General features: G+C 60.8%; 22 protein-coding genes. 11 read left to right on the forward strand and 11 right to left on the reverse strand.

Annotation, left to right across the window (positions count from 1 at the left end; translation table 11 throughout):
* Position 1 precedes the first annotated feature (1 nt).
* The 4 genes from C8K61_RS25730 to C8K61_RS25745 all read right to left on the reverse strand — a co-directional run bounded on the left by C8K61_RS25730 (position 2) and on the right by C8K61_RS25745 (position 3,823).
* Positions 2 to 1,828, reverse strand: a complete 1,827-nt coding sequence (locus C8K61_RS25730; RefSeq protein ID WP_108099745.1) for a Mu transposase C-terminal domain-containing protein — start codon at positions 1,826 to 1,828, stop codon at positions 2 to 4.
* A 286-nt stretch (positions 1,829 to 2,114) separates the two neighbouring features.
* Positions 2,115 to 2,357, reverse strand: coding sequence for a hypothetical protein (locus C8K61_RS25735; RefSeq protein WP_108099747.1), 243 nt, complete (start codon positions 2,355 to 2,357; stop codon positions 2,115 to 2,117).
* 99 nt (positions 2,358 to 2,456) lie between these two features.
* On the reverse strand, positions 2,457 to 2,756 hold the full coding sequence (locus tag C8K61_RS25740) for a hypothetical protein (protein ID WP_108099749.1): 300 nt from the start codon (positions 2,754 to 2,756) through the stop codon (positions 2,457 to 2,459).
* 56 nt (positions 2,757 to 2,812) lie between these two features.
* Positions 2,813 to 3,823, reverse strand: coding sequence for a TerC family protein (locus tag C8K61_RS25745; protein ID WP_108099751.1), 1,011 nt, complete (start codon positions 3,821 to 3,823; stop codon positions 2,813 to 2,815).
* Between the two features lie 235 nt (positions 3,824 to 4,058).
* On the opposite strand from C8K61_RS25745, the gene C8K61_RS25750 reads away from it, so the two are divergent.
* The gene (locus C8K61_RS25750) at positions 4,059 to 6,614 is read left to right on the forward strand and encodes an EAL domain-containing protein (protein ID WP_371920029.1); all 2,556 of its coding nucleotides are present in this window, start codon (positions 4,059 to 4,061) and stop codon (positions 6,612 to 6,614) included.
* Positions 6,615 to 6,624: 10 nt separating this feature from the next.
* Here the strand turns inward: C8K61_RS25750 and C8K61_RS25755 are convergent, their stop codons facing one another.
* The 3 genes from C8K61_RS25755 to C8K61_RS25765 form a co-directional block, all read right to left on the reverse strand.
* Complete coding sequence (locus tag C8K61_RS25755) at positions 6,625 to 8,790, reverse strand: bifunctional diguanylate cyclase/phosphodiesterase (protein WP_108099755.1); 2,166 nt, start codon at positions 8,788 to 8,790, stop codon at positions 6,625 to 6,627.
* Entirely contained in the window at positions 8,787 to 9,335 is a 549-nt protein-coding gene (locus C8K61_RS25760; protein ID WP_218277843.1) for a heme NO-binding domain-containing protein, read from the reverse strand. The genes C8K61_RS25755 and C8K61_RS25760 overlap by 4 nt, the downstream gene beginning before the upstream one ends.
* Positions 9,336 to 9,476: 141 nt before the next feature.
* Positions 9,477 to 9,638 carry a DUF2986 domain-containing protein gene (locus C8K61_RS25765; protein WP_108099757.1) on the reverse strand — a complete coding sequence of 54 codons (162 nt, stop codon included), beginning with the start codon at positions 9,636 to 9,638 and terminating at the stop codon, positions 9,477 to 9,479.
* A 133-nt stretch (positions 9,639 to 9,771) separates the two neighbouring features.
* Between C8K61_RS25765 and C8K61_RS25770 the strand changes: the two genes are divergently transcribed.
* Positions 9,772 to 10,665: a hypothetical protein gene (locus tag C8K61_RS25770; protein ID WP_108099759.1), complete on the forward strand. Its 894-nt coding sequence runs from the start codon at positions 9,772 to 9,774 to the stop codon at positions 10,663 to 10,665.
* Here C8K61_RS25770 and C8K61_RS25775 read toward each other — a convergent pair whose 3' ends face one another.
* Positions 10,666 to 11,370: a FadR/GntR family transcriptional regulator gene (locus tag C8K61_RS25775; RefSeq protein WP_108099761.1), complete on the reverse strand. Its 705-nt coding sequence runs from the start codon at positions 11,368 to 11,370 to the stop codon at positions 10,666 to 10,668.
* Between the two features lie 273 nt (positions 11,371 to 11,643).
* On the opposite strand from C8K61_RS25775, the gene C8K61_RS25780 reads away from it, so the two are divergent.
* The 4 genes from C8K61_RS25780 to C8K61_RS25795 are packed head-to-tail and all read left to right on the forward strand — an operon-like array spanning position 11,644 to position 14,470.
* Positions 11,644 to 12,429, forward strand: a complete 786-nt coding sequence (locus tag C8K61_RS25780; RefSeq protein WP_108099763.1) for a transporter substrate-binding domain-containing protein — start codon at positions 11,644 to 11,646, stop codon at positions 12,427 to 12,429.
* 13 nt (positions 12,430 to 12,442) lie between these two features.
* Positions 12,443 to 13,108 carry an amino acid ABC transporter permease gene (locus C8K61_RS25785; RefSeq protein WP_108099765.1) on the forward strand — a complete coding sequence of 222 codons (666 nt, stop codon included), beginning with the start codon at positions 12,443 to 12,445 and terminating at the stop codon, positions 13,106 to 13,108.
* Positions 13,105 to 13,755, forward strand: a complete 651-nt coding sequence (locus C8K61_RS25790) for an amino acid ABC transporter permease (protein WP_178086510.1) — start codon at positions 13,105 to 13,107, stop codon at positions 13,753 to 13,755. The genes C8K61_RS25785 and C8K61_RS25790 overlap by 4 nt, the downstream gene beginning before the upstream one ends.
* The gene (locus tag C8K61_RS25795; RefSeq protein WP_108099769.1) at positions 13,742 to 14,470 is read left to right on the forward strand and encodes an amino acid ABC transporter ATP-binding protein; all 729 of its coding nucleotides are present in this window, start codon (positions 13,742 to 13,744) and stop codon (positions 14,468 to 14,470) included. Before C8K61_RS25790 ends, C8K61_RS25795 begins: the two co-directional genes overlap by 14 nt.
* Before the next feature lie 18 nt (positions 14,471 to 14,488).
* Here the strand turns inward: C8K61_RS25795 and C8K61_RS25800 are convergent, their stop codons facing one another.
* Entirely contained in the window at positions 14,489 to 15,394 is a 906-nt protein-coding gene (locus C8K61_RS25800) for a LysR family transcriptional regulator (protein WP_108099771.1), read from the reverse strand.
* Positions 15,395 to 15,715: 321 nt separating this feature from the next.
* Here C8K61_RS25800 and C8K61_RS25805 point away from each other — a divergent pair, with 321 nt between their 5' ends.
* From C8K61_RS25805 to C8K61_RS25825, 5 genes are all read left to right on the forward strand, one after another.
* Positions 15,716 to 16,846 carry an MFS transporter gene (locus C8K61_RS25805; protein WP_108099847.1) on the forward strand — a complete coding sequence of 377 codons (1,131 nt, stop codon included), beginning with the start codon at positions 15,716 to 15,718 and terminating at the stop codon, positions 16,844 to 16,846.
* 175 nt (positions 16,847 to 17,021) lie between these two features.
* Entirely contained in the window at positions 17,022 to 17,492 is a 471-nt protein-coding gene (locus C8K61_RS25810) for a (2Fe-2S)-binding protein (protein WP_108099773.1), read from the forward strand.
* Positions 17,492 to 19,738 (forward strand): molybdopterin cofactor-binding domain-containing protein, encoded by a 2,247-nt coding sequence (locus C8K61_RS25815; protein WP_108099775.1) that lies wholly within the window; start codon positions 17,492 to 17,494, stop codon positions 19,736 to 19,738. Before C8K61_RS25810 ends, C8K61_RS25815 begins: the two co-directional genes overlap by 1 nt.
* Before the next feature lie 15 nt (positions 19,739 to 19,753).
* Entirely contained in the window at positions 19,754 to 21,100 is a 1,347-nt protein-coding gene (locus tag C8K61_RS25820; RefSeq protein ID WP_108099777.1) for a cytochrome c, read from the forward strand.
* Positions 21,101 to 21,114: 14 nt separating this feature from the next.
* Positions 21,115 to 22,134 (forward strand): XdhC family protein, encoded by a 1,020-nt coding sequence (locus tag C8K61_RS25825; protein ID WP_108099779.1) that lies wholly within the window; start codon positions 21,115 to 21,117, stop codon positions 22,132 to 22,134.
* Here the strand turns inward: C8K61_RS25825 and C8K61_RS25830 are convergent.
* Entirely contained in the window at positions 22,119 to 22,697 is a 579-nt protein-coding gene (locus tag C8K61_RS25830) for an NTP transferase domain-containing protein (RefSeq protein ID WP_108099781.1), read from the reverse strand. The genes C8K61_RS25825 and C8K61_RS25830 overlap by 16 nt on opposite strands.
* Positions 22,698 to 22,733: 36 nt before the next feature.
* Entirely contained in the window at positions 22,734 to 24,404 is a 1,671-nt protein-coding gene (locus tag C8K61_RS25835) for a hypothetical protein (RefSeq protein ID WP_108099783.1), read from the reverse strand.
* Positions 24,405 to 24,483: the final 79 nt, after the last annotated feature.

Genomic DNA, 24,483 nt, shown 5'->3' on the forward strand with positions numbered 1-24,483 from the left:
CTCATACGTCCACTGGAAAAAAATTAACTGCGGACGTGTAGTTCTCCGGCTCAGACAGTTCTTCTATGTTGACGCATGCAGGCATTGCTCTTGCCGCAACATCGAACCCTGTTGCATTTTCTCGATGCTCCTTCGTTTTTTTAGCTTTTTTTGTTAAAGCTTTTGATCTGTCAACCAACTCCCGATTTTTACGCACCATAAGAAACACTTCTTCAGAGGTGGCTCTTGATCCGCTTTTTCGGTCGCGAGCTAGCTCTCTTTTAGCTGACTTAAGTTCCTCAAGCGAAACATTAGGGCGGGTTATATCGCTGTAAGCAACTTGGATGTATCGCCCGCCCGATGGGTTAACCCATACATGTCGCAATGAGTACGGATTATACTTGACCGAATGTTTTCTATTTGAGATGAACGAAGCCAGTGCAGGCGACCAATACTTAACACCCCAAATCTCTATCCCTTGCCTAGAAATAACCCTTCTCTGCTCTGGCAGGAAGTCGATCATAAAATCATTGGCGTTATTAATCAGAGCGGGATGGGACAACGCCCCTTTATCATCGGTCCAACCCTCGATCCATTTTTCATGAGGGCTTTTACCATTTAGCATTCGATGCTTAGTATGATGATACGCCTGAATGGCACGAGCAAACCAAAGCCTAAACTCCGAAAATGTTAGACACGCCTTCCCTTCGCTATCGTAGTCACCCCTTAATACCACATTAGACAGTGTCATTCCGGGTAAGAAATTAATATAACTCATATTGAGAGTTCCATTTAGACGTTCGATATGACCACCCCACCATGGCTTACCAATCGGCCTCCAAGCTAGTTTTATATTGTTTTTCTTGGCAGCAATTCGAAAAGGCGTGGACTTAAATTCTTTAGCGTTGTCCATTGCTATTTCTTCGGGCTTTCCGTAATAAGGATATTTAATATCCTCGTCCTCAAGCGCCTCAATCCATTTGCCCTTCGGAAGCACTGCATGACTGATTGCCATTGCCACGTTATAAGAGCTTGGCGCATCGAGAGAAAGGTAATAACCCGGGACAACTCTAGAGTTAATATCTATAATTAAGGTCGCCCATGGCCTGCACAGAGGCTTTCGGGTTTTTTCGTCAACTATAATACAATCGATCATACAATGATCCATTTGCCATTTAGCAAGGGGTCGCTCGGATATATTGCTCTTTGGTCGAGCCGCATATTTATCATTTGCTCGTTTGAAACCAATTTTTGATCTTGCGAGATCCGATTCAGGCAACTCATATAATCTTTTTTTAATACTTGTGTACGACGGCGCCTGTTCACCAGCACATCGGCACATTTCTTCCACTCTTTTGTATATGCTGACTATTGTGCTGCCCGGCCCCTTCCATTCACTCTTAATCGCGGCACTAATTATGGCTTCGATATTTTGAGGTAAAAATTTCGTACCTGCCGGCCTTCCTCTCTTCGCTCTAAGAAGTGTCTTTGGACCTTCATTTTCGTCATATTGACGCAGAAGGACGTATGTCTGAGGCACACTCAGAGATAACGAAGAAGTTAATTCCTTGAAGGCACCCTTTCTTTCAGGTTGCTGCAGATACTGCTTAATTTTTTCGTGACGAGATTCGGCAAGCTCCCACTCAGCTAAAGAAGCTCCGGTTTGTTTTTTACGCGGTTCTGCTCCCAAGATTGAGGTCGGGGGGACTGGTTCGAGGTTAGACGGCTCAGTCTCGATGAATTTGTGATCCGACTCACAGTAGAGTTGCACAGAGGTTTCGCTCAGCGAGGAGACGTATGCCCACACGCGGCCTCCATACAAAAAACGATCACCCTTTTGTATTTTCATGACCAATGAACTTTGGTTTAAAAGTAATAATTCAAGCAGAACCCTACTTAAACACAATAAAAACTGCTCCTGGGTCGGTTAGTGATGACTCAGAATCTGCAAAAAATTATAATTATCAGAAGGTTGCAAATTATTCTTTTTAAGCACTTACGACAAATTTACCCTGGGCAAACCCAGGATCGCCTCAGCCCAAGCCTGTCCTCCACGAATTGCCCGTTGTGAAGGATCGGCTGGAACGTCGGCCGGTATGGCGTTGAACGGTACTGTGAAACGGTCTTGCTGTGGCTCAGCCCTTGGGCATCACCACGGTATGTGCGTGAAACCCTTTGGTCTTCAGGTCCAGCATCAGTTGAGTAATGTCCGGGCCACCCATCCAGGTGTCGCCCATGTGGTATTGCGTGGTGCCGCTGGTGATTTCGCCAGTGCCCAGGTAGTCACGGGCTTCCTTGGGCAGTGCTGACAGTTCGACGCCAACCTTGGCGTAGACTTCCTTGCCGGTCGTTCTGTTTTTGAAAAGACTGGCTCTCATGGGTATTCCTTAAAGGCGATATGCCCCGTCACTGTACGCTACCAGCCGCCAAATCCCCGCAAGAATCTGTGACTGCAACGCATGCTGCTGGCGCCAGCCTCAGGTTTCGATACCTTCGCCGGGGACCGCAGCAGGCGCCTCTGCCTTGTCTTTAGGCGGCGCGTCAGCCCCCTCTTCCACCGGTTTGCCAAGCAGTTCGCTCGTCGACTTTTGCGCTTGGTCGATCTTCTCGTTCAGCGTGTTGACGGTGTCGCTGATGGTTTCGCGAGCCAGTTCCTGTGCGGCTTGGCCGGCTTTCTCGGTGAGTTTTTGCGCTTGCTGTTCAGCGGCGTCGCAGCCGGCCAGGGTCAAGCCGATGAGGGCCGTGAACGTGAGTGCGGCGAGGGGTGATGCATGCATGGTGTTCTCCAACGGTGTGCGGTTGAGCGCCCAGGCAGCCCTGGGCGGCTCGTTGATCAGGAACGGTCGGTTTCGACCGCGGTTTCGGCCGGTGGTGCGTCGTGGCGGGTTTTCCATAGCGACAACAGCACGCCGCCTAGCAGCAGGCCGAGGGTCACACTGAGGGAAATCACCGGCGGGGTTTTGCCGATGATGCCGACCAGGAAGATCTTGCAGCCGATAAACACCAGCACCAGAGCCAGGGCGTACTTGAGGTAAGCGAAACGGTGAATCATCGCCGCCAGGGCGAAGTACAACGCGCGCAGACCGAGGATCGCGAAGATGTTCGAGGTGTAGACAATGAACGGGTCCTGGGTGATGGCGAAAATCGCCGGCACGCTGTCCACCGCGAACACCAGGTCAGCGCACTCAATCAGCACCAACGCCAGCAACAGCGGCGTGGCCCACAGTACTGAGCGGCCATTGGCATCCGCCTGACGGACGAAAAAACGCCCCTCGTGCAAGCGGTCGGTCACCCGCAGATGGCGACGCAGGAATTTCACCAGCGGGTTCTGGCTGAGGTCCGGGTGATCGTCGACCTTGCTGAACAACATCCGTACCCCGGTGAGCAGCAGGAACGCGCCAAACACAAACAGAATCCAGCTGAATTCGGCGATCAGCGCCGCGCCCAGGCCGATCATCAGGGCACGCAGCACGATGACCCCGAGGATGCCCCAGAACAGCACTTCATGTTGGTACTTACGCGGGATGGCCAGGAAGCTGAAGATCATCGCCATGAGGAACACGTTGTCCATCGACAACGATTTTTCGATCAGAAAGCCGGTGTAGAAATCCATCCCGGCGTCGCCGCCTTTGAGCTGCCACACCCACAGGCCGAACAGCAGGCCGGCGCTGATGTAGCCAGCGGATAACAACAGGCTTTCTTTGACGCCGATTTCGTGGTGCTCGCGATGCAGTACACCGAGGTCGAAAATTAGCAGGCTGATAACGATGGCGATAAACGCCAGCCATAACCACGTAGCGGTGCCGAGGAACTCGGCCATGAAGAACGGTTCTAGGGTGCTCATAAGCCCCTCCTGAGTCGAAGTTGTACAAACTGCAACTCCGACATGGCAGCTAAAAAGCTGTCAGAGGGGCCCGGTGTCGCCGCGCCAATTTACCAGCCGAGGCAGAAGGCTCAAGCCTGTAGTCGTTGCAAAGTGTCTCATCGGCCCTCGCCTGGCGCTCTGGCGTTGCTCGCATAAACTCAAGAAGCCAATGAAACGGGGATGCCCTTGCTGACCATCATCGATGAGCGACGCCATGCCGTCTGACCACCACGCCGTGCCTAACCGCAGCAGTGAAGCGCTGACCCGTGCGTCGCTGGTGAAGTTTGCCGGGCTGTTCAGTTGCGTGTTTTTACTGGCCGCCTATCTGCTCATCTACCTCAGCCATGACCTGGACCATACCGAGGAAGTTGAAAGCGCCTTCTACACCGAAAAAGCCATGCAGGCGTTTGAGAAGTCACTGCGCTCGACGGTCAAGGACTACGCCTTCTGGGGCGATGCCTATAAACACCTGCACAGCGAAGTGGACCCGGAGTGGGCGTACGTTCGCCGCAACATCGGGCCCACCCTGTATGCCGACTTTGGTTTCCAGGCACTGTTTGTTGTCGATGACAGCGGTCGCACGGTGTACTCGGTGATTCAGGGTAACTTGCAGGCCGTTCAGGCCGAGCAATGGCTGCAGCAACCGCTGGACGCGATCCTCAGCAAGGCCCGCGCCGGGGCCGAAGCGGAAACGCCCGCCACGGCGTTTATCAATGTCGGCGGCCTGCCCGCACTGGTCGCCGCCGCCGCGATAACGCCAGGAACCGACCCCACAGTGGAGCCAGATGAGCGCCTACCGTCGGTGCTGCTATTTGTCGATGTGCTGGACGCTGCCCGGCTGGAAATGATCGGCAAGGACTACGGTGTCGACGGCCTGCGCATGGCAACGGCCGATGAGCTCAACGAGTCATCGACTCTGGCCCTCGGCGAGCATGGCGCCGCCGGCATTCTGCACTGGAATCCGGCCAGGCCGGGGCAGCGTTTATTGGCCCTGGGTTTACCGCTGTTAGGGCTGATTGCCTTGCTGGTGGCGCTGATGGCCTGGGGCTTGTTGCGCCGCACCACCCGCGGCGCGCAAGCGTTAGATAGCAGCTATGGCTCCCTGCAACGCAGCCAGAGTGCGCTGGCCATCAGCGAAGCGCGCTTTCGCGACATCGTCGAAATCAGCTCGGACTGGATCTGGGAAATAGACCCAGACTGGCGCTTCACCTACCTGTCGGAGCGCTTCGAAGACGTTACCGGGCTGTCGCGTGAGCGTTGGATCGGCGCGCCCATAGACGAACTACTCAGCACCGAAGCCGGCAGCGTGTCGCAGTGGCTGAGCAGCAATCGCCGCCCCGACACCCGCATTCACTGCCGCTACCTCGACACCCGCGGCCAACAGCGGATTACCCGCGTATCGGCACGGGCCATGGCTGAACACGGTTTTCGCGGCACCGCCACCGACGTCACCGGCGAAGTCGAAGCGCAGCGGCAAATCGAGTTCCTGTCCCGGCATGACGCCCTCACCGGACTGGCCAACCGCACCCGTTTGCAGGAGTTCCTCGACGGCAAACTGAAAGCCCTGCCCACCCTGGAGCAACCGCTGGTGATGCTCAGCCTGGACCTGGACCGGTTCAAACCGGTGAACGATCTGCTCGGCCATGCGGCTGGCGATCGGGTGCTTAACGAGGTCTCCAACCGGCTCGCCGCCTGCGTGCGCCAGGACGACCTGGTGGCTCGAATCGGCGGCGATGAGTTTGTGTTGATCCTCTGCGACCTGCACTCGCAAAGCGACGTCGAACTGTTGTGCCAGCGCTTGCTGGAGTCCATCGAACAGCCAATCGATGTGGAGCAACAGCAAACCTTCGTCAGCGCCAGTATCGGCATCGCCATGGCGCCCAGCGATGCGCTGGAGGCCAGTGAGCTGCTGCGCTACGCCGACATCGCCCTGTACGAAGCCAAGGCCGGTGGGCGCAGCACCTGGCGTTTTTATTCCGGCGACATGAACTCCAAAATCGTCGAACGCCGGCGCCTGGAAACCGACCTGCGTTTTGCCATCCAACACGACGAACTGCGCCTGCACTTCCAACCGCGTTATCGCGTGGCCGATGGCCAGATGGTCGGCGCCGAAGCCTTGGTGCGCTGGCAGCACCCCGAGCGCGGCTTGATCCCACCGGACACCTTTATCCCGATTGCCGAACAAACCGGCCTGATCATCGCCCTCAGCAACTGGGTGCTCAGCACCGCCTGCCGACAGGCAGCGCAGTGGCCCTCCTCACTGTTTCTGTCGATCAACCTGTCGCCCATCGAGTTCAAAAGCGGCAGTCTGCTGGAACGCATTCAGACCACCCTCACCGACTCGGGCCTCGCCCCTGCCCGCCTGGAGCTGGAAATCACCGAAAGCGTGATGCTCGACGATGGCGTCGGCGCCCTGGAGGTGATGCACACCCTCAAAGACCTCGGCGTGCGTTTGGCCATGGACGACTTTGGCACCGGCTATTCGTCCCTCAGCTACCTGCACACCTTCCCCTTCGACGGTCTGAAAATAGACCGCAGCTTCCTCAGCCGGATGGTCGCCAGCGACGACGACAAAGCGATCATCCTGGCCATCGTCGACCTGGGCCACGCCCTGTCGCTCACCGTCACCGCCGAAGGCATCGAAACCGCCGAGCAACTGCAGATGCTGAAAACCGTGGGCTGCGACGAAGGCCAGGGCTACTTCCTCAGCAGGCCGTTGTCTACAGAGGCGTTTAACGCGTTGTTGCAGGCTGCTCACACGCCGGGCTGATACCCCGCCATCAGGCTTCGCGGTGCGAGGTTTGCAGCAGCCGATTGAACGCATCGATGGTCAGTGGCGGGTAGTAGTAATAGCCCTGCACCTCATCGATCCCCTCGGCTTGTACCAGTTGCAGTTGCGCCGCCGTCTCGACACCTTCGGCAGTGGTTTGCAGCGACAGTGCTCGGCACAGCCCGGCGATGGACGACAGCAGCGCGCGGCCGCGCGGTGATTGCTCCAGGTCGGAGATAAAGCTGCGGTCGATTTTTACCCGGTCCAGCGGTAGCTCTTTGAGGTAACTCAAGGACGAGTAACCGGTGCCGAAGTCGTCCAGGGCAATGCGAAAGCCGGCGTCACGCAGGGCCTGCAAACGCTGACGGGCAAAGGCCGCGTCTTCCAGCAGAATCGATTCGGTGACCTCCAACTCCAACGCCTCAGGCGGCGCGGAGCAGTCGGCCATGCTCTCGCACAGCACGCTGAGCAGTTGCTCATCGCGCAACTGCCGGGCCGATAAATTGATCGCCAGGGTCAACGGCCAACCCTGCGCCTGCCAGCCATTGAGCAGCAGAGCCGCCTCGCGCACCAGCCAATGGCCGATCGGCACGATCAGGCCCAATTCCTCCGCCAGCGGAATAAAAGTATCCGGCGGCACCCGCCCGAATTCCCGGGTGTCCCAGCGCAATAACGCTTCGGCGCCGACGATGCGCTGGTCACTCAGGCGGATCTTCGGCTGCAATGCCAGGCTCAGTTCCTGTTGCGCCAGGGCGCGGCGCAGCAGGTTGGCCAGCTTGATCCGGTGCACCAATTGCTCATTCAGCTCCGGGCGGTACAAGGCATAGCGGTTGCGGCCTTCGCGCTTGGCCACATACATCGCCGCATCGGCATGGCGGAGCAAGTCGCCGGCTTCGTTGCCATGTTCGGGGGCCAGGGCAATGCCGATGCTCGGCGTCGCGGTGAGGATGTGGCCGGCCAGATCCATCGGTTCATTGAGCGCCTTGATCAGCTTGTCGGCAACCAACAGCACCTGCTCCTGGCTGCGCAGCTCCAACAGCACCACAAACTCGTCGCCACCCCAGCGCGCCACCAGATCACGCTGGCGCAAGGCCTTCTGCAGCCGTTGCGCCACCTGCTGCAACAGCGCATCGCCGATATCGTGGCCGAAGGCATCGTTGACCTGTTTGAAGTCATCGAGGTCAACGAACAGCAGCGCCAGGTACAAGTCACGCGGCTGGTACTGCAAGGCGCGTTGCAGGTGTTCCTGAAATTGCAGGCGGTTGGGCAGTTGGGTGAGCACATCCAGCCGCGCCAGGTGCTGCAAATGATCCGCCGCGCGGCGCCGCTCGCTGATGTCGCGCAACGACAGGACCAAATGACCGATCTGCTGGTCGCGGCTGCGCACCAGCGTGCTGCTCAGCTCCACCGGCGTGCGCTGGCCGTTCTGGCGCAAGCAGGTCAGTTCACCCTGCCAGTGTTCGGTATTGCTCAGGGTCGCCCACGGGCACTGATCGTCGGCGTCCAACAGCAACTGGTCGAGCTGCAGCGCAGGCAATTGCGCGGCACTGATGCCGATCAGTTCGAGGAAGGCGGCGTTGGCTTGCAGCACGCGTTTGTCGCTGGCCAGCACCGCATTGGCATCTCGGTTGTTGGCAAAGGCGGCGGCCAGTAGACGCAAGTGCTCCTCGGCTTCGCGCTGTCGGCTGATGTCTTTGCAGGTGCCCGTGACGCGCTGCGCCAGGCCATCACTGCCCCGCTCCACCGCGCGGCCCTGGGTGCGCAGCCAGCGCCAGGCCTCGTTGGGGGTGCTGCGGGCGCGAAATTCGAGGTCGTAATAGTCACAGCTGCCGCACAGGTGCTCGTTCCAATCGCGCAGCGCCGCGCCCTGGTCGTCCGGGTGCAGGCGTTGCAGCCAGTCGCTCCACAGCAAGGTTTCGCAGAGGGTTTCGCCCGGTTGGCTGGAGAAATAGTGCAGGTGCATCAGGTTGTCCTGCGCCTGCCATTCCCAGATCAATTCGCCGCTGCCCCACAGCGCCAATTGCAGCCGGCGCTGGTCTTCCGAAGCGGCCAGAGCATGTTTGAGCTCGACCGCGCTTTGGTAAAGCTCGCGGGATTTTTCCGTGAGCAGGTGCTCAGCAGACTTGCGCGCCTGTCGCTCGCGATCCAGGCGGCGCTGCCAGAGTTCGTCGCTCATTGGCGGGTCATGTCAAAACGTGTGACATACGTGCCCGACCCGCCGGGCAGGTCTTCGCGGTGCACGCGAATGGCCTCGCCGTAGTGACCAATACAGCCACGAATCAGACCTTCGGCGAGATCCGCCAGGCCGCGACTGGAACGGTAGATCAGCACCAGGTGCTGCGGGGTGTGTTCGGCGGTTTCGAAACTGGGCAGTTGCGCCTGTGGGTAGAGTTTGTGCACCTCCTGGTGCACATGCCCGTCGACGCTGGAGAGCAAGCTGAAGGCGTCATGGCAGTGCTGCAGCATCTGCGGGTAGAGCTCGACAAACCGCAGGAACAAGTGCTCGCCGTACACCTGCACCAACATCGACACACTGCTGCCCGTCAGCCTGGCCAGGGTTACGACCAGCGCCTGCATTTCTTCGTGGGGGTAATAGCCGACTGCGGTATAGGCGCCGCCATTGGGCAATTCGGTTTCGCTCAGCATCTGGTCCGCCAGTTCCGGCGAAAAGCGCTGCTCGACCATCTCCAGGAACTCGGTGAACACCATGCCCAGCATCATGCGTCCCTTCTGATAAAGCGGCTCTACAGGGTATAGATGGTGGCTGAAGGGCCCGCAAGTACTGGGAGGCACTGCTTTTTTAGGCTAACGGCTGCGGCGGCTTTCGCTCTGCATAGAACCGCTCAAATTGACTGGCTCGAATCAGCCCTCGGCAGATACTGTCGGCTCGTTTTCAGCGTCCGCCGCCAGCTTCGCGCGGTCGGCCTTGCTGATGTATTTGGGCTTGTTCTTTGGCGCCAACTTGGCGTTGGCCTTTTTCGCGTGCGCTTCCAGCAGCTGTTTGATTTTCTTGCGGCGGTTCATGGGGTTCTGCTCTGGCTTAAAAGGAATATGGCGGCGATTCTAACGCCTGCACGCCAGTGCCCCCTAGCTGCTAAATTGCCCCGTGGGCGCCGTTAGTGCTCCCACCCACGCCGGTTTACTGGAGAACAACAGCATGGAAGCCCGCTCGCTCGCCACTCGCTACCTGGCCTCACTCGGCATCGTACTGCTGTGCAGCCCCGCAAGTCCGGCTTTTGCCTTCGCCCCCGAGCTGCATTTGGAATTCGCCCGAAAAGCCGCGCAGGCCTACCAGACCTGCCCCGGGGTAACGCTGCCTGCGCAGATGGGCAAGGCGTTAGCCGAGGGAGCGAAAGCAGAAGACACAGACCCGTTGACGTTCTTTCAGCGCATCACCAATTGGCACTTCTACAACCGCAACGACGCGCTCAAGCCGTTCTGGTTCGCCAACCGAAGCCTGGATAAGATTTTTATCACCCGCACCGAGGCGCTGGACGATCTGCTGGAAGGCCCCGATGCCGACCCGATTGAAGTCTACAAACAGGCCGGTCGGGTATTGCACTACATCCAGGACATGAGCGTGCCCGGCCATGTGGTGCCCACTTACCACATCAAAGATCCCTTTGATGGCTTCGGCAGCATCGACGCGCTGCCCAAGTTCAGCTTGTCGGCAGAAGAGTGCCAAAAACTTCACGATGACGCGGCTACAGAAACCGCCTCCCCTGGAGCCTTTTTGGAAAATGCAGCGAAGGCAACCTTGCGGCAGATTGAGCAGACAGGCGCCGACGATAAACCTGTCGTCAACGGTGCGTGGGCAAATTACTGGGTCTACCCCAGCCCGGACTCCGCCGACGCGCAAAAGGGCTGGGGCGACTACGGTGTGTGTCCGTTTTCCAAGGGCAGTGGCATCGCTGGCTGCAAACGGGACGAGCAGCTGGTGGCGTTGTTCAACTACCAGTATGAGCAGGCCTTGAAGAACTCGGTGTGGATGCTGTTTTATCTGCAAAAGCGCCTGGACGCCTCTGCGGTAAAAACGTCGGCAGCGCAGTAATCAAATCGGAAAAATGATGCCCGTACGCGATGCCGCATTGCGGATGTGTTCCTGCATTGCTTTGCGTGCGGGGTCATTGGCGTGACGGGCGAGTTGGCGAAGAATTTTGCGGTGTTCCTGCCAGGTCTCCATCGCTCGCTCGGGGCGGATAAACGGCAGCTTCTGGCTCTCCAGAAATACCGACTCGTTGGCGCTGATGATGTGCTCGATGGCCAGGTTGCCGCTGGCCTGCAGCAGGCGCCGGTGAAACTCGAAGTCCAGGCGGGCCGCTGCCTCGAAATGCTGGGCTCGCAGTTCCAGGCGCATGGCTTCGACGTTGTCGTGCAGCTCGTCAATGTCCAGCGCGGTTAGCGAGCTGGCTGCACGGCCGGCGGCAAAACCTTCCAGCACATAACGCAACTGAAAGGTGTCAGCAGCGGAAACCTGCTCAGCGTAGGGCCAGGAGAATGCTTTCGCGCTCGCCCCATTGGCGGCCGCCGTGGCTTGCACATACACACCCTTGCCCGCTTGCACACTGACCACGCCCAGCGCGCTCAACGACGACAACGCCTCGCGTAACGAGGCCCGGCTTACGCTTAGGCGCTCGGCCAGGTCACGTTGCGACGGCAAGGCATCGCCAGGCTGGTACCCACCTTCGCGAATCAATTTCTGGATGGCCTGCAGGGCCTGTTTCGGCACTGCGCCACGCGCTGCTGTATCGGTCATCTGTTCAGACCAGTCAGAAGAAGTTACTGCTTTTTACGCTGTTTTTTACGCGCTTAGCAAGTCGCGCACCAGGCTGGGTCCTTCGCTGAAACCCTTGCCCCGCTTGGGTGCGAGCAAATGTTGACGGCTCAATCAGGAAGCGCCAACTGTTCAGACCAGTAAGACCTTTAAAATCAACGAACGAAGCCCTGAGGCCTCGCGTTGCGGAAAAATCTGGCATGCCCTGTGCTATCGCCCTTGCACTCTTTCTTGCGACGCCACGAGGTTTTCCCCATGCGTACAGTTCGTCATTTCCTGCTTACCGCCCTGCTCGCCAGCGGCACCTTTATGCACGCAGCGGCCAATGCCGATGCGCTCGCCGACATCCAGGCCAGCGGCACTCTGAAAGTAGCGGTACCGCAAGACTTCCCACCCTTCGGTTCGGTGGGCCCGGATATGCAGCCGCGCGGCCTGGACATCGACACGGCAAAACTGATCGCCGACAAGCTCGGGGTAAAGCTGGCGCTGACGCCGGTGAACAGCACCAACCGCATCCCCTTCCTGACCACCGGCAAGGTCGACCTGGTGATTTCCAGCCTGGGCAAAAATCCTGAGCGCGAGAAGGTCATCGATTTCTCCAGCGCCTACGCGCCCTTTTACTTGGCCGTTTTCGGCCCGGCTGAGGCCGATATTGCCAACACCGACGCACTCAAAGGCAAAACCATCAGCGTGACCCGTGGCGCCATCGAAGACATGGAGCTCAGCGCCGTGGCGCCGGCCGGCACCACGATCAAACGCTTCGAAGACAACAACTCCACCATTGCCGCCTACCTGTCCGGCCAGGTCGATCTGATCGCCAGTGGCAGTGTGGTGATGAGCGCGATTGCCGAGAAAAACCCGAAAAAAGTGCCGGTGCTGAAACTGAAGTTGAAAGACTCGCCGGTGTACGTCGGCCTGGCCAAAGAGCAACCGGCGCTGCTGGAAAAAGTGAACGGCATTCTGACCGCCGCCAAGGCCGACGGCAGCCTCAACGGCATTGCTGAAAAGTGGCTGAAACAACCTCTGCCTGCTGACCTCTGAGCCGCCGAAGCCGATGGCCTACACATTCGACTTCGCCGCCGTTCTGGCCCACAGCGACCAGTTGCTCAAGGGCGCGCTGTTCACCCTGGAGCTAACCGCCATTGGCGTGTTTGCCGGGGTGGCTATCGGCGTGCTGGGCGCGGTGATGCGCGCCTGGCAGGTACGCCCCTTCAACTGGCTGTTCAGCGCCTATGTCGAGCTGATCCGCAACACGCCTTTTATCGTTCAGCTGTTCTTTATCTTTTTCGGCCTGCCCTCGCTGGGCGTGCGCATGACGGAGTGGCAAGCGGCGTCGCTGGCCATGGTGATCAACCTGGGCGCCTACTCCACGGAAATTATCCGCGCCGGTATCCAGGCCATTCCTGCCGGCCAGATCGAAGCCGCCTCGGCGTTGGCCATGACGCGCTACGAGATCTTCCGCCATGTGGTGTTGCGCCCAGCGCTGGCCAAGGTGTGGCCGGCGCTTTCGAGCCAGATCATCATCGTCATGCTGGGCTCGGCGGTGTGTTCACAGATCGCCACCGAGGAGCTGTCGTTTGCCGCCAACTTTATTCAGTCGCGTAACTTCCGCGCGTTTGAAACCTACCTGCTCACCACCCTGCTCTACCTGCTGATGGCCATCGCCCTGCGCCAGGTGCTGAACCTGGTGGGGCGTCACGTGATTGTGGGGAAACGCTGATGGATTTCACCTTATGGGACATCATCCGCAACCTGCTCACCGGCCTGCAGTGGACGGTGCTGCTGTCGCTGGTGGCCTTCGTCTGTGGCGGCGTGGCTGGGCTGCTGGTGATGCTGGCGCGCATTTCAAACCTGACCGCCTTGCGCATGTTGGCGCGTGGTTACATCGAGCTATTCCAGGGCACGCCGCTGCTGATGCAGCTGTTTCTGGTGTTCTTTGGCATCGCTTTGCTGGGCGTCGACGTGTCGGCCTGGATGGCCGCCGCGGTGGCGCTCACGCTATTCACCAGCGCTTATCTGGCCGAAATCTGGCGCGGCTGCGTCGAGTCGATCACCAAGGGGCAATGGGAAGCCTCGGCCAGCCTGGCGCTGAACCGTTTGGAGCAATTGCGCTACGTGATCCTGCCGCAAGCGCTGCGTATTGCCGTGGCACCGACCGTGGGTTTTTCGGTGCAGGTGGTAAAGGGCACGGCGGTGACCTCGATCATCGGTTTTACCGAACTGACCAAGACCGGCAGCATGATCGCCAATGCCACCTTTGAACCCTTCCTGGTCTACGGGCTGATCGCCCTGGGCTACTTCCTCTTGTGTTTCCCGCTCTCCATGGGCGCCCGCTACCTTGAAAGGAGGCTGCATGTCGCTGCTTAGTATCACTGGCCTGCACAAGTATTACGGCCCTAACCATGTGCTCAAAGGCGTCGACCTCTCGGTCGAGGAAGGTGAAGTGGTGGCCATTATCGGGCGCAGCGGCTCGGGCAAAAGCACCCTGCTGCGCACCCTCAATGGCCTGGAGTCGATCAATGACGGGGTGATTGAAGTCGATGGCCAGTACCTCGACGCCCAACGCTCCGACCTGCGCGCACTGCGGCAGAAAGTCGGCATGGTGTTCCAGCAGTTCAACCTGTTCCCGCACCTGAGCGTGGGCGAAAACGTCATGCTCGCCCCCCAGGTGGTGAAGAAAACCGATCGCGCTGAAGCGCGGCGCCTGGCAGAAAAAATGCTCGAGCGCGTGGGCCTGGCGGACAAATTCAACGCCTTTCCCGAACAGCTGTCCGGCGGCCAGCAACAGCGCGTGGCCATTGCCCGGGCGCTGGCCATGTCGCCGCGTGTATTGCTGTGCGACGAGATCACTTCGGCGCTCGACCCGGAGTTGGTCAACGAAGTGCTGAGCGTGGTGCGCGAACTGGCCAAAGAAGGCATGACCCTGATCATGGTCACCCACGAAATGCGCTTTGCCCGCGAGGTCGGCGACAAGCTGGTGTTCATGCACCAGGGCCGGGTGCATGAAGTGGGCGCGCCCAAAGACCTGTTCAACGCGCCAGCGACGCCGGAGCTGGCCAACTTTATTGGCAGTATCGGTTAACGCCGCTGCGCCTGGCCGTTACCCCGGCGGCAAACGATCAACCCGCAAGGCATCCACCACCAGCGAAAATGCCTGGGAGGGCTGGCGGCGGCTGGGGTAGTACAGGTGGAAGCCGCTGAACGGTTCACACCAGTCTTCCAACACCCGCACCAACCGCCCGTCAGCCAGTGGCTGAGCAAACTCATCCTCGGGCAAGTAAGCGATACCCAGCCCGCTCACCGCCGCATCGGCGATATGGGTGGTGGAGTTGAAGATCAACTGGCCGCCTACCCGCACTTTCAGCTTCTTGCCTTGGCGCTCGAATTCCCAGGCATCGACACCGTCGTAGGTGGGAAAACGAATGTCGATGCAGCGGTGGCTGGTCAAATCGCGCGGGTGTTCAGGCGCGGGGTGTTCGGCGAAGTAGCTGGGCGCGGCCACCAGGGCCATGCGCACGGGCGGCCCGATGGGCACGGCAATCATGTCCTGGGCCACCGTGTCACTGAAACGCACACCGGCATCGAAGCGGTCGGCGACGATGTCGCGAAAGCCATAGTTGATATCGAATTCCAGCTTTATGTCCGGATACATCTTCAGCAGCGGCGTGAGCTTGGGCAGCAGCGTGGTCTTGATGATGTTGTCGCCGCAGGTGATCCGTACCGTGCCGGCCGGTTTGTCACGCAGCTCGGTCAAGGCCTCCACTTCAGCTTCGATTTCATCGAAACGATGGCCCACAGCATCCAGCAGGCGCTCGCCCGCCGCGGTCAGCGAAACGCTGCGCGTTGTGCGGGTCAGCAAGCGAATTTTCAGGCGCGCCTCCAGGGCCGAAACCACCTGACTTACAGCCGATTGCGTCACCCCCAGTTGCACCGCTGCGCGGGTAAAGCTGCCCACCCGCGCCACCGTCACGAACGCCAGCAGGTCGTTGAAATTGGGTTTGGCCATAGCGAGTTCGCCCAGTCAATTGATTAGACCTAGTTATATCCGCATTAAGGACTCATTAGCTAATCAAAATCTCGTTATTGCGTAACACTAGCCGCCATTCCAGCCCCTCGGCATGCCCAGGGGCGAGCCTCGCGCTAACGGCCTGCTCGCCGTTGCCCATCCGCCAGGAAAGCCCATGAAAAGACCGTTGCCAATGCTCGGTTTTCTGCTCAGTTCTTTCGCCGATAGGGACTCCCTCCAGTGACCGCCGACATCCGCTTGCCAACCACCACCCTCCGCGCAGCCGATGCGCAAACCGCGCACTGGGGCGGCGTTTACGCAATGACGTTGTGCGTGTTCGCGCTGATCGCTTCCGAGTTCATGCCCGTCAGCCTGCTGACGCCTCTGGCCAACGACCTGCAGGTCAGCCAGGGCATGGCCGGCCAAGGGCTGGCCATATCAGGCGCTTTTGCGGTGCTGGCCAGCCTGTCGATCAGTTGGCTGGCCGGCAGCGTAAACAGGAAGACGCTGCTGCTGGCGCTCACCGCGTTGATGGCCGTGTCGGGCGCCATCGTCGCGCTGGCTCCGAACTACCTGACCTACATGGTTGGGCGCGCCCTGATTGGCGTAGTTATTGGCGGCTTCTGGTCGATGTCGGCCGCCACCGCCATGCGCCTGGTGCCAGCCGCCCAGGTACCCAAAGCGCTGGCGGTGTTCAACAGCGGCAATGCCCTGGCGACCGTGGTGGCCGCCCCGCTCGGCAGTTATCTGGGCTCAGTGGTGGGTTGGCGCGGCGCGTTCCTGTGCCTGGTTCCGGTGGCGTTGATTGCGCTGGTCTGGCAGTGGCTCAGCCTACCCAGCATGGCCACGCAGGAGCGCTCGCCGGGCGCTGGCAATGTGTTCAAGCTGCTGGGCAACCGCACGGTGGCGCTGGGCATGGCCGCTGCCGGGTTGTTTTTCATGGGCCAGTTTGCCCTGTTCACCTACCTGCGGCCGTTTCTGGAAACCGTCACCCACGTCAGCGTGCCGACCCTGTCCCTGCTGCTATTGGTGATCGGCGTAGCGGGCTTATGCGGCACCACGCTGATCGGTCTGGTGCTCAAGCGCAGCCTCTACGGCACCTTGGGTGCTATCTCGCTGCTGATGGCAGTGATTGCGCTGGCGCTGATTCCTGCTGGCAGCCGGGTTATCGCGGTAGCGGTATTGCTCGGCCTCTGGGGGTTGATTGCCACCGCTGCTCCAGTCGGCTGGTGGAGCTGGATTGCCCACGCCATGCCGGATCACGCCGAGGCCGGCGGCGGCCTGATGGTGGCGATTGTGCAATTGGCTATCGCCGTGGGCTCCACGGTGGGCGGCGTGCTGTTTGACACGCTCGGCTACCAGAGCACGTTTATCGCCAGCGCGGCGGTGTTGATGCTCGCTGCCCTGCTCACCGGTTTAACCGCTCGTTCGCCAGTGCCGCACAGCCGCTAGAACAACAGCGGCACGGACCATTGTTGGCGACGGGCAATTAATGAGCTCAGCTAATAACGGCTATCGCAATCTGTGGGTTCTGAAACGGCGAGCGAATGCTAAGTTCCTAAGGCACAGAGGCCGCCAGCTAAAGGCCTTCACTCAACAGACTAATTCTCGTGAAAGCAGGTGAGCCATGGAACTGCGGATAAACCAGAAAACCTACCAGGTCGATGCCGAGGCGGACACGCCGCTGCTGTGGGTTATCCGCGACGACCTGGGCCTGACCGGCACCAAGTACGGCTGCGGCCTGGCGCAATGCGGCGCCTGCTCGGTGCTGGTCGATGGCAACGTGGTGCGCGCGTGCGTGACGCCGGTAGCGGGCGTAGTCGGCCGTGAGGTGACCACCATCGAGGCGGTCGAAGCCGATGAGGTCGGCAAACGGGTGGTCGCTGCCTGGGTTGAACACCAGGTGGCGCAATGCGGCTACTGCCAGTCTGGCCAGGTCATGGCCGCCACTGCCCTGCTCAAGCGCAACCCCAAGCCCAGCGATCAGCAGATTGCGGCGGCGATGGTCAATCTGTGTCGCTGCGGCACCTACAACGCCATCAATGCGGCCGTCCATGAACTGGCAATCACCGCAGCGCCTGCCGGGGAGAATGTCTGATGAGTACGCCCATGGATACCGCCCTTGGCGAGCCGATCAATCTGTCGCGCCGCCGCTTCCTGGTCGCCTCTGCCGGCACTGCGGTGGGCGCCCTGGTACTCGGTTTTGGCGTGCCGCTGGGTTCTGCCCGCATGCAAGCGATGGCGGCTGAACGCCAAGCGGCGGGCACCCAGGTGAGCGCGTTTCTGGAGATTCGCCCGGACAACAGCATCCGCCTGCTGTGCCCTTTTATCGAGGGCGGCCAAGGCACCTACACGGCCATGGCACAGATCGTCGGCGAGGAACTGGATGCTGATCCTTCGACCTTTGTCGTCGAAAGCGCACCACCCGGGGAAGCCTATGTGGTGATGGAGAATGGCCTGCGCATTACCGGCGGCAGCATGTCGGTGCGCATGAGCTACCCCACCATGCGCCGGCTGGGTGCCCTGGCCCGCGCGATGCTGCTGCAAGCCGGCAGCGCCCGCCTGAATGTACCCATTGCCGAATTGACCACCGAGCCTGGCCACGTGGTGCATGCCGCGTCGGGCCGCTCGCTCAGCTACGGCGAACTGGCCGGCCTTGCCCTTGACCTGGCCGTACCTGCTGCCGACAGCGTGACGCTGCGCGACCCCAGCCAGTTTCGCTGGATCGGCAAGCCGGTGCGCCGCCTGGACAGTTATGACAAGTCCACCGGCAAGGCGCAGTACACCATCGATCTGCACGTCGACGGCATGCTCCACGCGGCGGTGCAGCATGCGCCGCGTCTGGGCATGACCGTGGGCGAGTTGCGCAACGAAGCGCAGGTGAAGGCGATGAAGGGGGTGCACTCGGTGCAGCGCTTGCCGGGCGCCGTGGCGGTGGTCGCCGAACGCTGGTGGCATGCCAAGCGCGCGGTGGAAGCCATTCAGGTGCAGTGGCAGGAAGCGGCTGCCGACTCTCCTCTGCGGGTAATGCCGGCAGATTTCTCCAGCGTGGCATTTCGTGAGCGCCTGGCGAACGAACCAGGGCCTGGCCGTGAGGCGGAGCAAGAAGGTGACGTTGCCGGCACCTTGGCCATGGCGCCGACACAGATCGAAGCCACCTATCACAACCAGTACGTCAACCACGCTCAACTCGAACCCCCGTCGGCACTGGCCCGGTTCAATCCCGATGGCGGCCTGGAAGTCTGGTTGCCCAACCAGGCGCAGGATTTTTTCCTCGCCGATATCGCCAAGCGCACCGGTATGGACCCGGCAAAAATCACCCTGCACACGCCGCTGCTCGGCGGCTTTTTTGGCCGGCATTTTCTCTACGACACCGCCAACCCGTACCCGCAGGCCATCGAGTTGGCCAAGGCGGTCGGCCGTCCGATCAAGCTGATCTGGAGCCGTGAAGAAGAGTTTTTGCGTGATGCCCTGCGCCCCATGGCCGTGGTGAAGTTTCGCGCCGCGCTGGATGCCAAGGGCCTGCCCATTGCCATTGAAGCGGTCAGCGCCACCGAAGGGCCCACCGAGGGGCTTGCTGGCAAACAAGGTACAGACCTCGACCCAACCGCCCTCGAAGGCCTCACCGGCAAGCAGTACAGCATTGCCAACCGGCGCATCGCGCAGATCTACGTCAAAGGCCCGGTGATGCTGGGCTACTGGCGCTCGGTGGGTAACTCGCTGAACGATTTTTTTTACGAGGCGTTTCTGGATGAACTGGCCGACAAGGGCGGCCATGACCCCTATGAACTTCGTCTGCACTTGTTGCAAGGCAACCAGCGCCTGACCCATCTGCTGCAGTCCGTTGCAGAACTGTCCGGCGGCTGGAAGCGCGGGCCGTTCACAGCAGAAGATGGCTCGAAGCGCGCCCGGGGTGTGGCCATGGCCTCGCCGTTTGGTACGGAGACCGCGGTGGTGGCTGAGGTGTCGATTGAAAATGGCCAGGTCAAGGTTCACGACATCTGGCAGGCGATAGACCCCGGTAGCATCGTCAACCCCGCCATTGTCGAAGCGCAGGTCAATGGTGCGGTGGCCCTGGGCTTGTCCCAGGCGTTGGTGGAAGAAGCGGTGTACGTCGACGGCAAACCGCGGGCGCGTAACTACGACCTCTATCAGATTCTGCCGCCGGCGCGCATGGCGCGGGTGCACGTAAAAGTGATCGAGAGCGGCGCCAAGATGGGCGGCATCGGCGAGCCGCCGCTGCCGGCCGTTGCGCCGGCCGTGGCCAACGCGGTGGCCCGCCTGACCGGCCAGCGCCTGCGCAGCATGCCATTCTCCAGCTACACCTTCAGCCAACCGAGCTAACGGGAAGTCGAGTCCATGAGCAAACGGCACTACGCAAAAGCGGCCGGCACACTGGCATTGGTCGGGCTCCTCGTGTTGGTCCTGCTGGTCTGGTACGGCACCCGGGTGCCGGCTTCGGTGTTCGATGCCAGCGATGGCACCCGTTCAGGCGACGCGGCGCTGGTCCAGCGCGGCGAGTATGTGGCGCGCGCCAGTGACTGCGTGGCCTGCCACAGCCTGCCAGATGGCCCCGCCTTTGCCGGCGGGCTGAAAATGGCCACGCCCTTGGGGGCCATCTACGCCACCAACATTACCCCTGACGGCACGGTCGGCATCGGCCACTACAGCCTGGCTGACTTCGACCGCGCCATTCGCCACGGGGTTGCCCCTGAGGGCCGCCGGCTCTATCCGGCGATGCCGTATCCGTCATACGCCAAGTTGAGCGACGACGACATCCGCGCGCTGTATGCCTTTTTCATGCAAGGCGTCGGCGCTTCAGACGCCGCCAATAAGCCGAGCGACATTCCCTGGCCGCTCAACCTGCGCTGGCCCATTGCACTGTGGAATGCGTTGTTTACCGATTCCCAGCCGTTTGCCCAGCAGACCGAGCAAGACCCCGTGTGGAACCGCGGCGCGTACCTGGTACAAGGCCCCGGCCACTGTGGCAGTTGCCACACCCCGCGGGGGTTGGCGTTCAACGAAAAAGCCCTGAGCGACAGCGGTAAACAATTTCTCGCCGGCGCCCTGCTGGATGGCTGGTACGCCCCCAGCCTGCGCAACGACCCCAACACCGGCCTCGGGCGCTGGAGCGAGGCCGATATTGCGCAGTTCCTGAAAACCGGCCGTAACCAGCATGCGGTGGTGTTTGGTTCGATGACCGAGGCGTTCAACAACTCCACGCAATTTCTGACCGACGCCGACCTCACCGCCATCGCCCGCTACCTCAAATCCCTGCCCGGCGACCCACAGCGCGATGGCGCGCCCTGGCAATACCAGGCTGCTGAAGCCTCAGCATTCGCCAGCGCCGGTGGGCATCTCTACGAAACCCGCTGTGCCTCCTGTCACGGCCTGGATGGCAAGGGCCAGGCGCCATGGATGCCGCCCCTGGCCGGCGCTACGTCGGCGCTGACCGCAGCACCTGAGTCGGCCATCAACATCAGCCTTAACGGTTCGTTGCGGGTGGTGGCCGCCGGGGTTCCGGATGCGTACCGGATGCCCGCCTTTCGTGCGCAACTATCGGACGTAGAGATTGCCCAAGTGCTGACGTTTGTTCGCGCGACATGGGGCAATCAGGGCGGTGAAGTGAATGCACAGGCGGTCGCTAAGCTGCGCGCCCACACCGACCCGGCCAGCCCCACGCCGATTCTTCTGCACATGCGCTAAGCCACGGAGGCTGGATGGAAAGCATTGATCTGTTGGTACTGCGCACTGCCCGCGATTGGCTTGCTGCAGGGCAGCGCGTACTGCTGGTAACCGTTGCGCGAACCTGGGGTTCTTCACCGCGGCCGGTGGGCTCGATGATGGCCCTGCGCAACGATGGCCGTGTGGTTGGAAGCGTTTCCGGTGGCTGCATCGAAGATGACCTGATCCACCAATACACCACCGCTTACGGTGCCGCCGGCTTGCCTGAGCAGTTACCTGAAGTGGTTCGCTACGGGGTCAGCGCGGAAGAAGCCCATCGCTTTGGCCTGCCGTGCGGCGGCACGCTGGAGCTGGTCCTTGAGTTCCTGCCGACCCTGGCGCTGCTGGAACCGTTACTGCAGCGCCTCGACGCCGGCCAACTGGTGCGCCGCGAACTGGACCTGCGCAGCGGCCAGGTCACCCTGCACAACACCGCGACCCCCGCTCAATTCACCTTCGACGGCCAACGCCTGAGCAATACCCTGGGGCCGGGCTACCGCATGCTGCTTATCGGTGCCGGCGCATTGGCCGAGTACCTCGCGGTGATGGCGCAGTTCAATGGCTTTCAGGTCACCCTCTGCGACCCCCGCCCGCAATACTTGGAGACCTGGAGCGTGCCGGGTGTTACGCGCATTCAGGAGATGCCAGACGACGTGGTCAGAGCCTTTGCCCCCGACTTGCGCACCTGCATCATCGCCCTCAGCCATGATCCGAAGCTGGACGACCTGGCATTGCTGGAAGCGTTACAGAGCCCCGCCTTCTACATTGGCGCCATCGGTTCACGGCGCAACAGCCAGAACCGGCGCGACCGGCTGATCGAACACTTTGGCGAAACACAGGAATCACTGCAGCGGCTGCACGGTCCCATCGGCATCTACATCGGCAGCAAAACGCCGCCGGAGATCGCCGTCAGCGTGATGGCCGAAGTACTGGCCGCCAAGAACGCCGTAGCGCTGCCTGACGAAGTCTCCATATCCCAAGCCAAGCAAAGCAGAGACGTTCAACGCTGCGCATGAAGCGCGTGCGGCGTATCCACATCCTGCAAAACGCCGGGGTCATCCACCGGCACGCGCTGCACAGCCTCGGCATGGGCGTGCAGCACAGACCTGGCGCCTGTATCGCCGGTGAGTAGCAACAGGTCGGGCCAGAAACGCCGACCGAAGATCACCGGGTGCCCCGCCTGCCCCTGGTATTCCGGCAACACGATTCGATCCGCATCGGCAGCCGCCAGAAGACGCTCAATGCTTGCACCTGTGATCCAAGGCATGTCGCCAAGAAAAACAGCCACCGCGTCCGCATCCGAGTCACGACTGATGGCGGCCATTGCGCAGGCCAGACTATGGCCTAACCCCAACTCGGCAGCCTCGCAGCGAACCACGTTCACCGCGTGAGTGAGACCCAACGCCTCAGCATCGTCCGATGGCCGCAGCACAAGCCAGGTGTTTGCACAGCGAGCCGCTACCGTGGCGACGCTGCAACCTAACAGCGTCAGCCCGCTGCTCATCAGCGCGCGGCGTTTGTCACTGCCGAACCGACGGCCGAAACCTGCGGCTAAAACAAGGCCTGCAACGGAGCTCATGGAGTGTTCCTCGTGGGTGGCTGGTGACCGTATCAGTTAGAAGCTGCACTCGCTCACTTCGTTGACCTTCACCACCACCTCACTGGCCTTGCAGCTCAACTGCGGCGCGATTTCGGCGGTATCGCCCATAAAGCAGTCAGTGGATGCACCGAGGAAGGTTTTTATTACCCCAGTGGCGCCTTGCTGGCTGCCTGGGCAACGGGCGGTATACGCCACGTCCAGGCACTCGACCGGTGCTGGTTTGATCGCAGGCTTGAGCCCGACCACGTAGTACTTGCCTTCCCCGCCAGGGCAGGTGCGGGCGGCCAGTTTGGTGCTGTCGCGCAGTTGCGCCAGGTAGAGTTTTTTGCTCTGCGCGAGTTGCCGTGCCTCAGCTTCCTTCTCGGCCTTTTTCTTCGCGACTTCTGCGGCTGCCACGCGTTTGCGCTCGATGTCGTCCATGGTGCGCTGCACGGTTTTTTCGTGTTCCAACCGCTCGCCAGCGGCTTGCTGAGCGGCCTGTTCTGCTGCACCGGCCTCATCGCTCTGCGCGACGGCCGTGGCTTCGCTCGCCACGCTACGTGCGGCTTTATTGCTTTTCGCCTGGCTGACGCTAGCCGGTGCTTTCGCCGCCTGCGCCGCCTGCGTTTGTCGCTGGCTGCGCTCGCTGGCGGGGTCGGCATCCTGTGCGCTGATGAAGCTGGCGTAGTCGGCGTTGCGCTGCTGTTTAGCCTGTTCGATTTCGTAGGTGGTGCCGCGCGACGCGGCGTCAATGCGCGCCGCACTGGTAGAAACCTGGTTGGCCAGGTTGCCAAGGTCGGCGGCCAGCATGGCTTGCGCGTTGGCCCGGCCCTGGGCCATTTCGGTGTCCAGCTCCGACTGAATACCGTTGATGCGATCACGGGCTACGGCCAGCGTGCCAGGGCACTGTGCGAGCTCGTCGGCATAGCGCATGAAGTCCGCTTCGTTGGCATGCACCGGTGCCGTATGTTCGTAGGTTTCACCGACCAGGCCGACATAATCTGCCTTGCCCGGCTCCTTCAACACACCCTTGCCGTAGAAGGCGGACGAGACACAGGTGAGGTTGTCGGGGTTGATCATGCCGCGGTCCCGGTCGAACAAGTAGTAGCGGTACACCACCCCTTCAAAGGTGGCACCGTTGCTCCACCGCATGGTGCCCGTCCCTTCGAAGTAGCTGCCCACCAGCTGACTGGTGGCAAACATCACCCGCTCGCCAGGCGCATAGCTGAAGAGCGTCGGTTCATTGCCGAACTGACCTTTGAATATACGGCCGTCTTTGAATATCACCCTGCCCTTGCCCTTGAACCCGCCGTCATAACCGCCCTTGTAGGCAAACGCGCCTGGCGGCGTGTAAGTGGCGTTGTTATTCCACTCGGTGGTGTAAGTGACCGTGGTGTGCAGCAACTGGCCGTTACTGAACTCGCCCGCGAGTTGGCCGTTGCGCAATTGGGGCGGATCGTTGGTGTCGGTATAGCCCTGATGCGCGCGCGAATACTCATAGAACAGCGTGCCACGGCCCTGGAATTTCTCGCCGCTGTAGCCGCCCTCATAGCGCCCACCGTCACCGTAGTAAAAGGTGCCGGTGCTGGTTGCCGGGTCTTTGGCGACCCAACCCGTAGGCGCCCCAATGCCAACGCTGGCGCACGACGCGAGCAACAACGGCATGGGGGCAGCAGCAAAGCGGAAAAACCAGTTAACGCCGGGCATTGGCATACATCCCTGTGTGAGCGAGGTGTAGAGGAAGGCATAGTGCCAGCAATGTTCGCTGACAAGCCAGACCTCGGGC

This window comes from Pseudomonas sp. GV071 (assembly GCF_003050835.1).
Taxonomy (GTDB): domain Bacteria; phylum Pseudomonadota; class Gammaproteobacteria; order Pseudomonadales; family Pseudomonadaceae; genus Aquipseudomonas.

Coding starts and splice junctions, on each gene's coding strand:
- C8K61_RS25730 (WP_108099745.1), bottom strand. CDS start 1,828: ATGAAAATACAAAAGGGTGATCGTTTTTTGTATGGAGGCCGCGTGTGG.
- C8K61_RS25735 (WP_108099747.1), bottom strand. CDS start 2,357: ATGAGAGCCAGTCTTTTCAAAAACAGAACGACCGGCAAGGAAGTCTAC.
- C8K61_RS25740 (WP_108099749.1), bottom strand. CDS start 2,756: ATGCATGCATCACCCCTCGCCGCACTCACGTTCACGGCCCTCATCGGC.
- C8K61_RS25745 (WP_108099751.1), bottom strand. CDS start 3,823: ATGAGCACCCTAGAACCGTTCTTCATGGCCGAGTTCCTCGGCACCGCT.
- C8K61_RS25750 (WP_371920029.1), top strand. CDS start 4,059: ATGCCGTCTGACCACCACGCCGTGCCTAACCGCAGCAGTGAAGCGCTG.
- C8K61_RS25755 (WP_108099755.1), bottom strand. CDS start 8,790: ATGAGCGACGAACTCTGGCAGCGCCGCCTGGATCGCGAGCGACAGGCG.
- C8K61_RS25760 (WP_218277843.1), bottom strand. CDS start 9,335: ATGATGCTGGGCATGGTGTTCACCGAGTTCCTGGAGATGGTCGAGCAG.
- C8K61_RS25765 (WP_108099757.1), bottom strand. CDS start 9,638: ATGAACCGCCGCAAGAAAATCAAACAGCTGCTGGAAGCGCACGCGAAA.
- C8K61_RS25770 (WP_108099759.1), top strand. CDS start 9,772: ATGGAAGCCCGCTCGCTCGCCACTCGCTACCTGGCCTCACTCGGCATC.
- C8K61_RS25775 (WP_108099761.1), bottom strand. CDS start 11,370: ATGACCGATACAGCAGCGCGTGGCGCAGTGCCGAAACAGGCCCTGCAG.
- C8K61_RS25780 (WP_108099763.1), top strand. CDS start 11,644: ATGCGTACAGTTCGTCATTTCCTGCTTACCGCCCTGCTCGCCAGCGGC.
- C8K61_RS25785 (WP_108099765.1), top strand. CDS start 12,443: ATGGCCTACACATTCGACTTCGCCGCCGTTCTGGCCCACAGCGACCAG.
- C8K61_RS25795 (WP_108099769.1), top strand. CDS start 13,742: ATGTCGCTGCTTAGTATCACTGGCCTGCACAAGTATTACGGCCCTAAC.
- C8K61_RS25800 (WP_108099771.1), bottom strand. CDS start 15,394: ATGGCCAAACCCAATTTCAACGACCTGCTGGCGTTCGTGACGGTGGCG.
- C8K61_RS25805 (WP_108099847.1), top strand. CDS start 15,716: ATGACGTTGTGCGTGTTCGCGCTGATCGCTTCCGAGTTCATGCCCGTC.
- C8K61_RS25810 (WP_108099773.1), top strand. CDS start 17,022: ATGGAACTGCGGATAAACCAGAAAACCTACCAGGTCGATGCCGAGGCG.
- C8K61_RS25815 (WP_108099775.1), top strand. CDS start 17,492: ATGAGTACGCCCATGGATACCGCCCTTGGCGAGCCGATCAATCTGTCG.
- C8K61_RS25820 (WP_108099777.1), top strand. CDS start 19,754: ATGAGCAAACGGCACTACGCAAAAGCGGCCGGCACACTGGCATTGGTC.
- C8K61_RS25825 (WP_108099779.1), top strand. CDS start 21,115: ATGGAAAGCATTGATCTGTTGGTACTGCGCACTGCCCGCGATTGGCTT.
- C8K61_RS25830 (WP_108099781.1), bottom strand. CDS start 22,697: ATGAGCTCCGTTGCAGGCCTTGTTTTAGCCGCAGGTTTCGGCCGTCGG.
- C8K61_RS25835 (WP_108099783.1), bottom strand. CDS start 24,404: ATGCCCGGCGTTAACTGGTTTTTCCGCTTTGCTGCTGCCCCCATGCCG.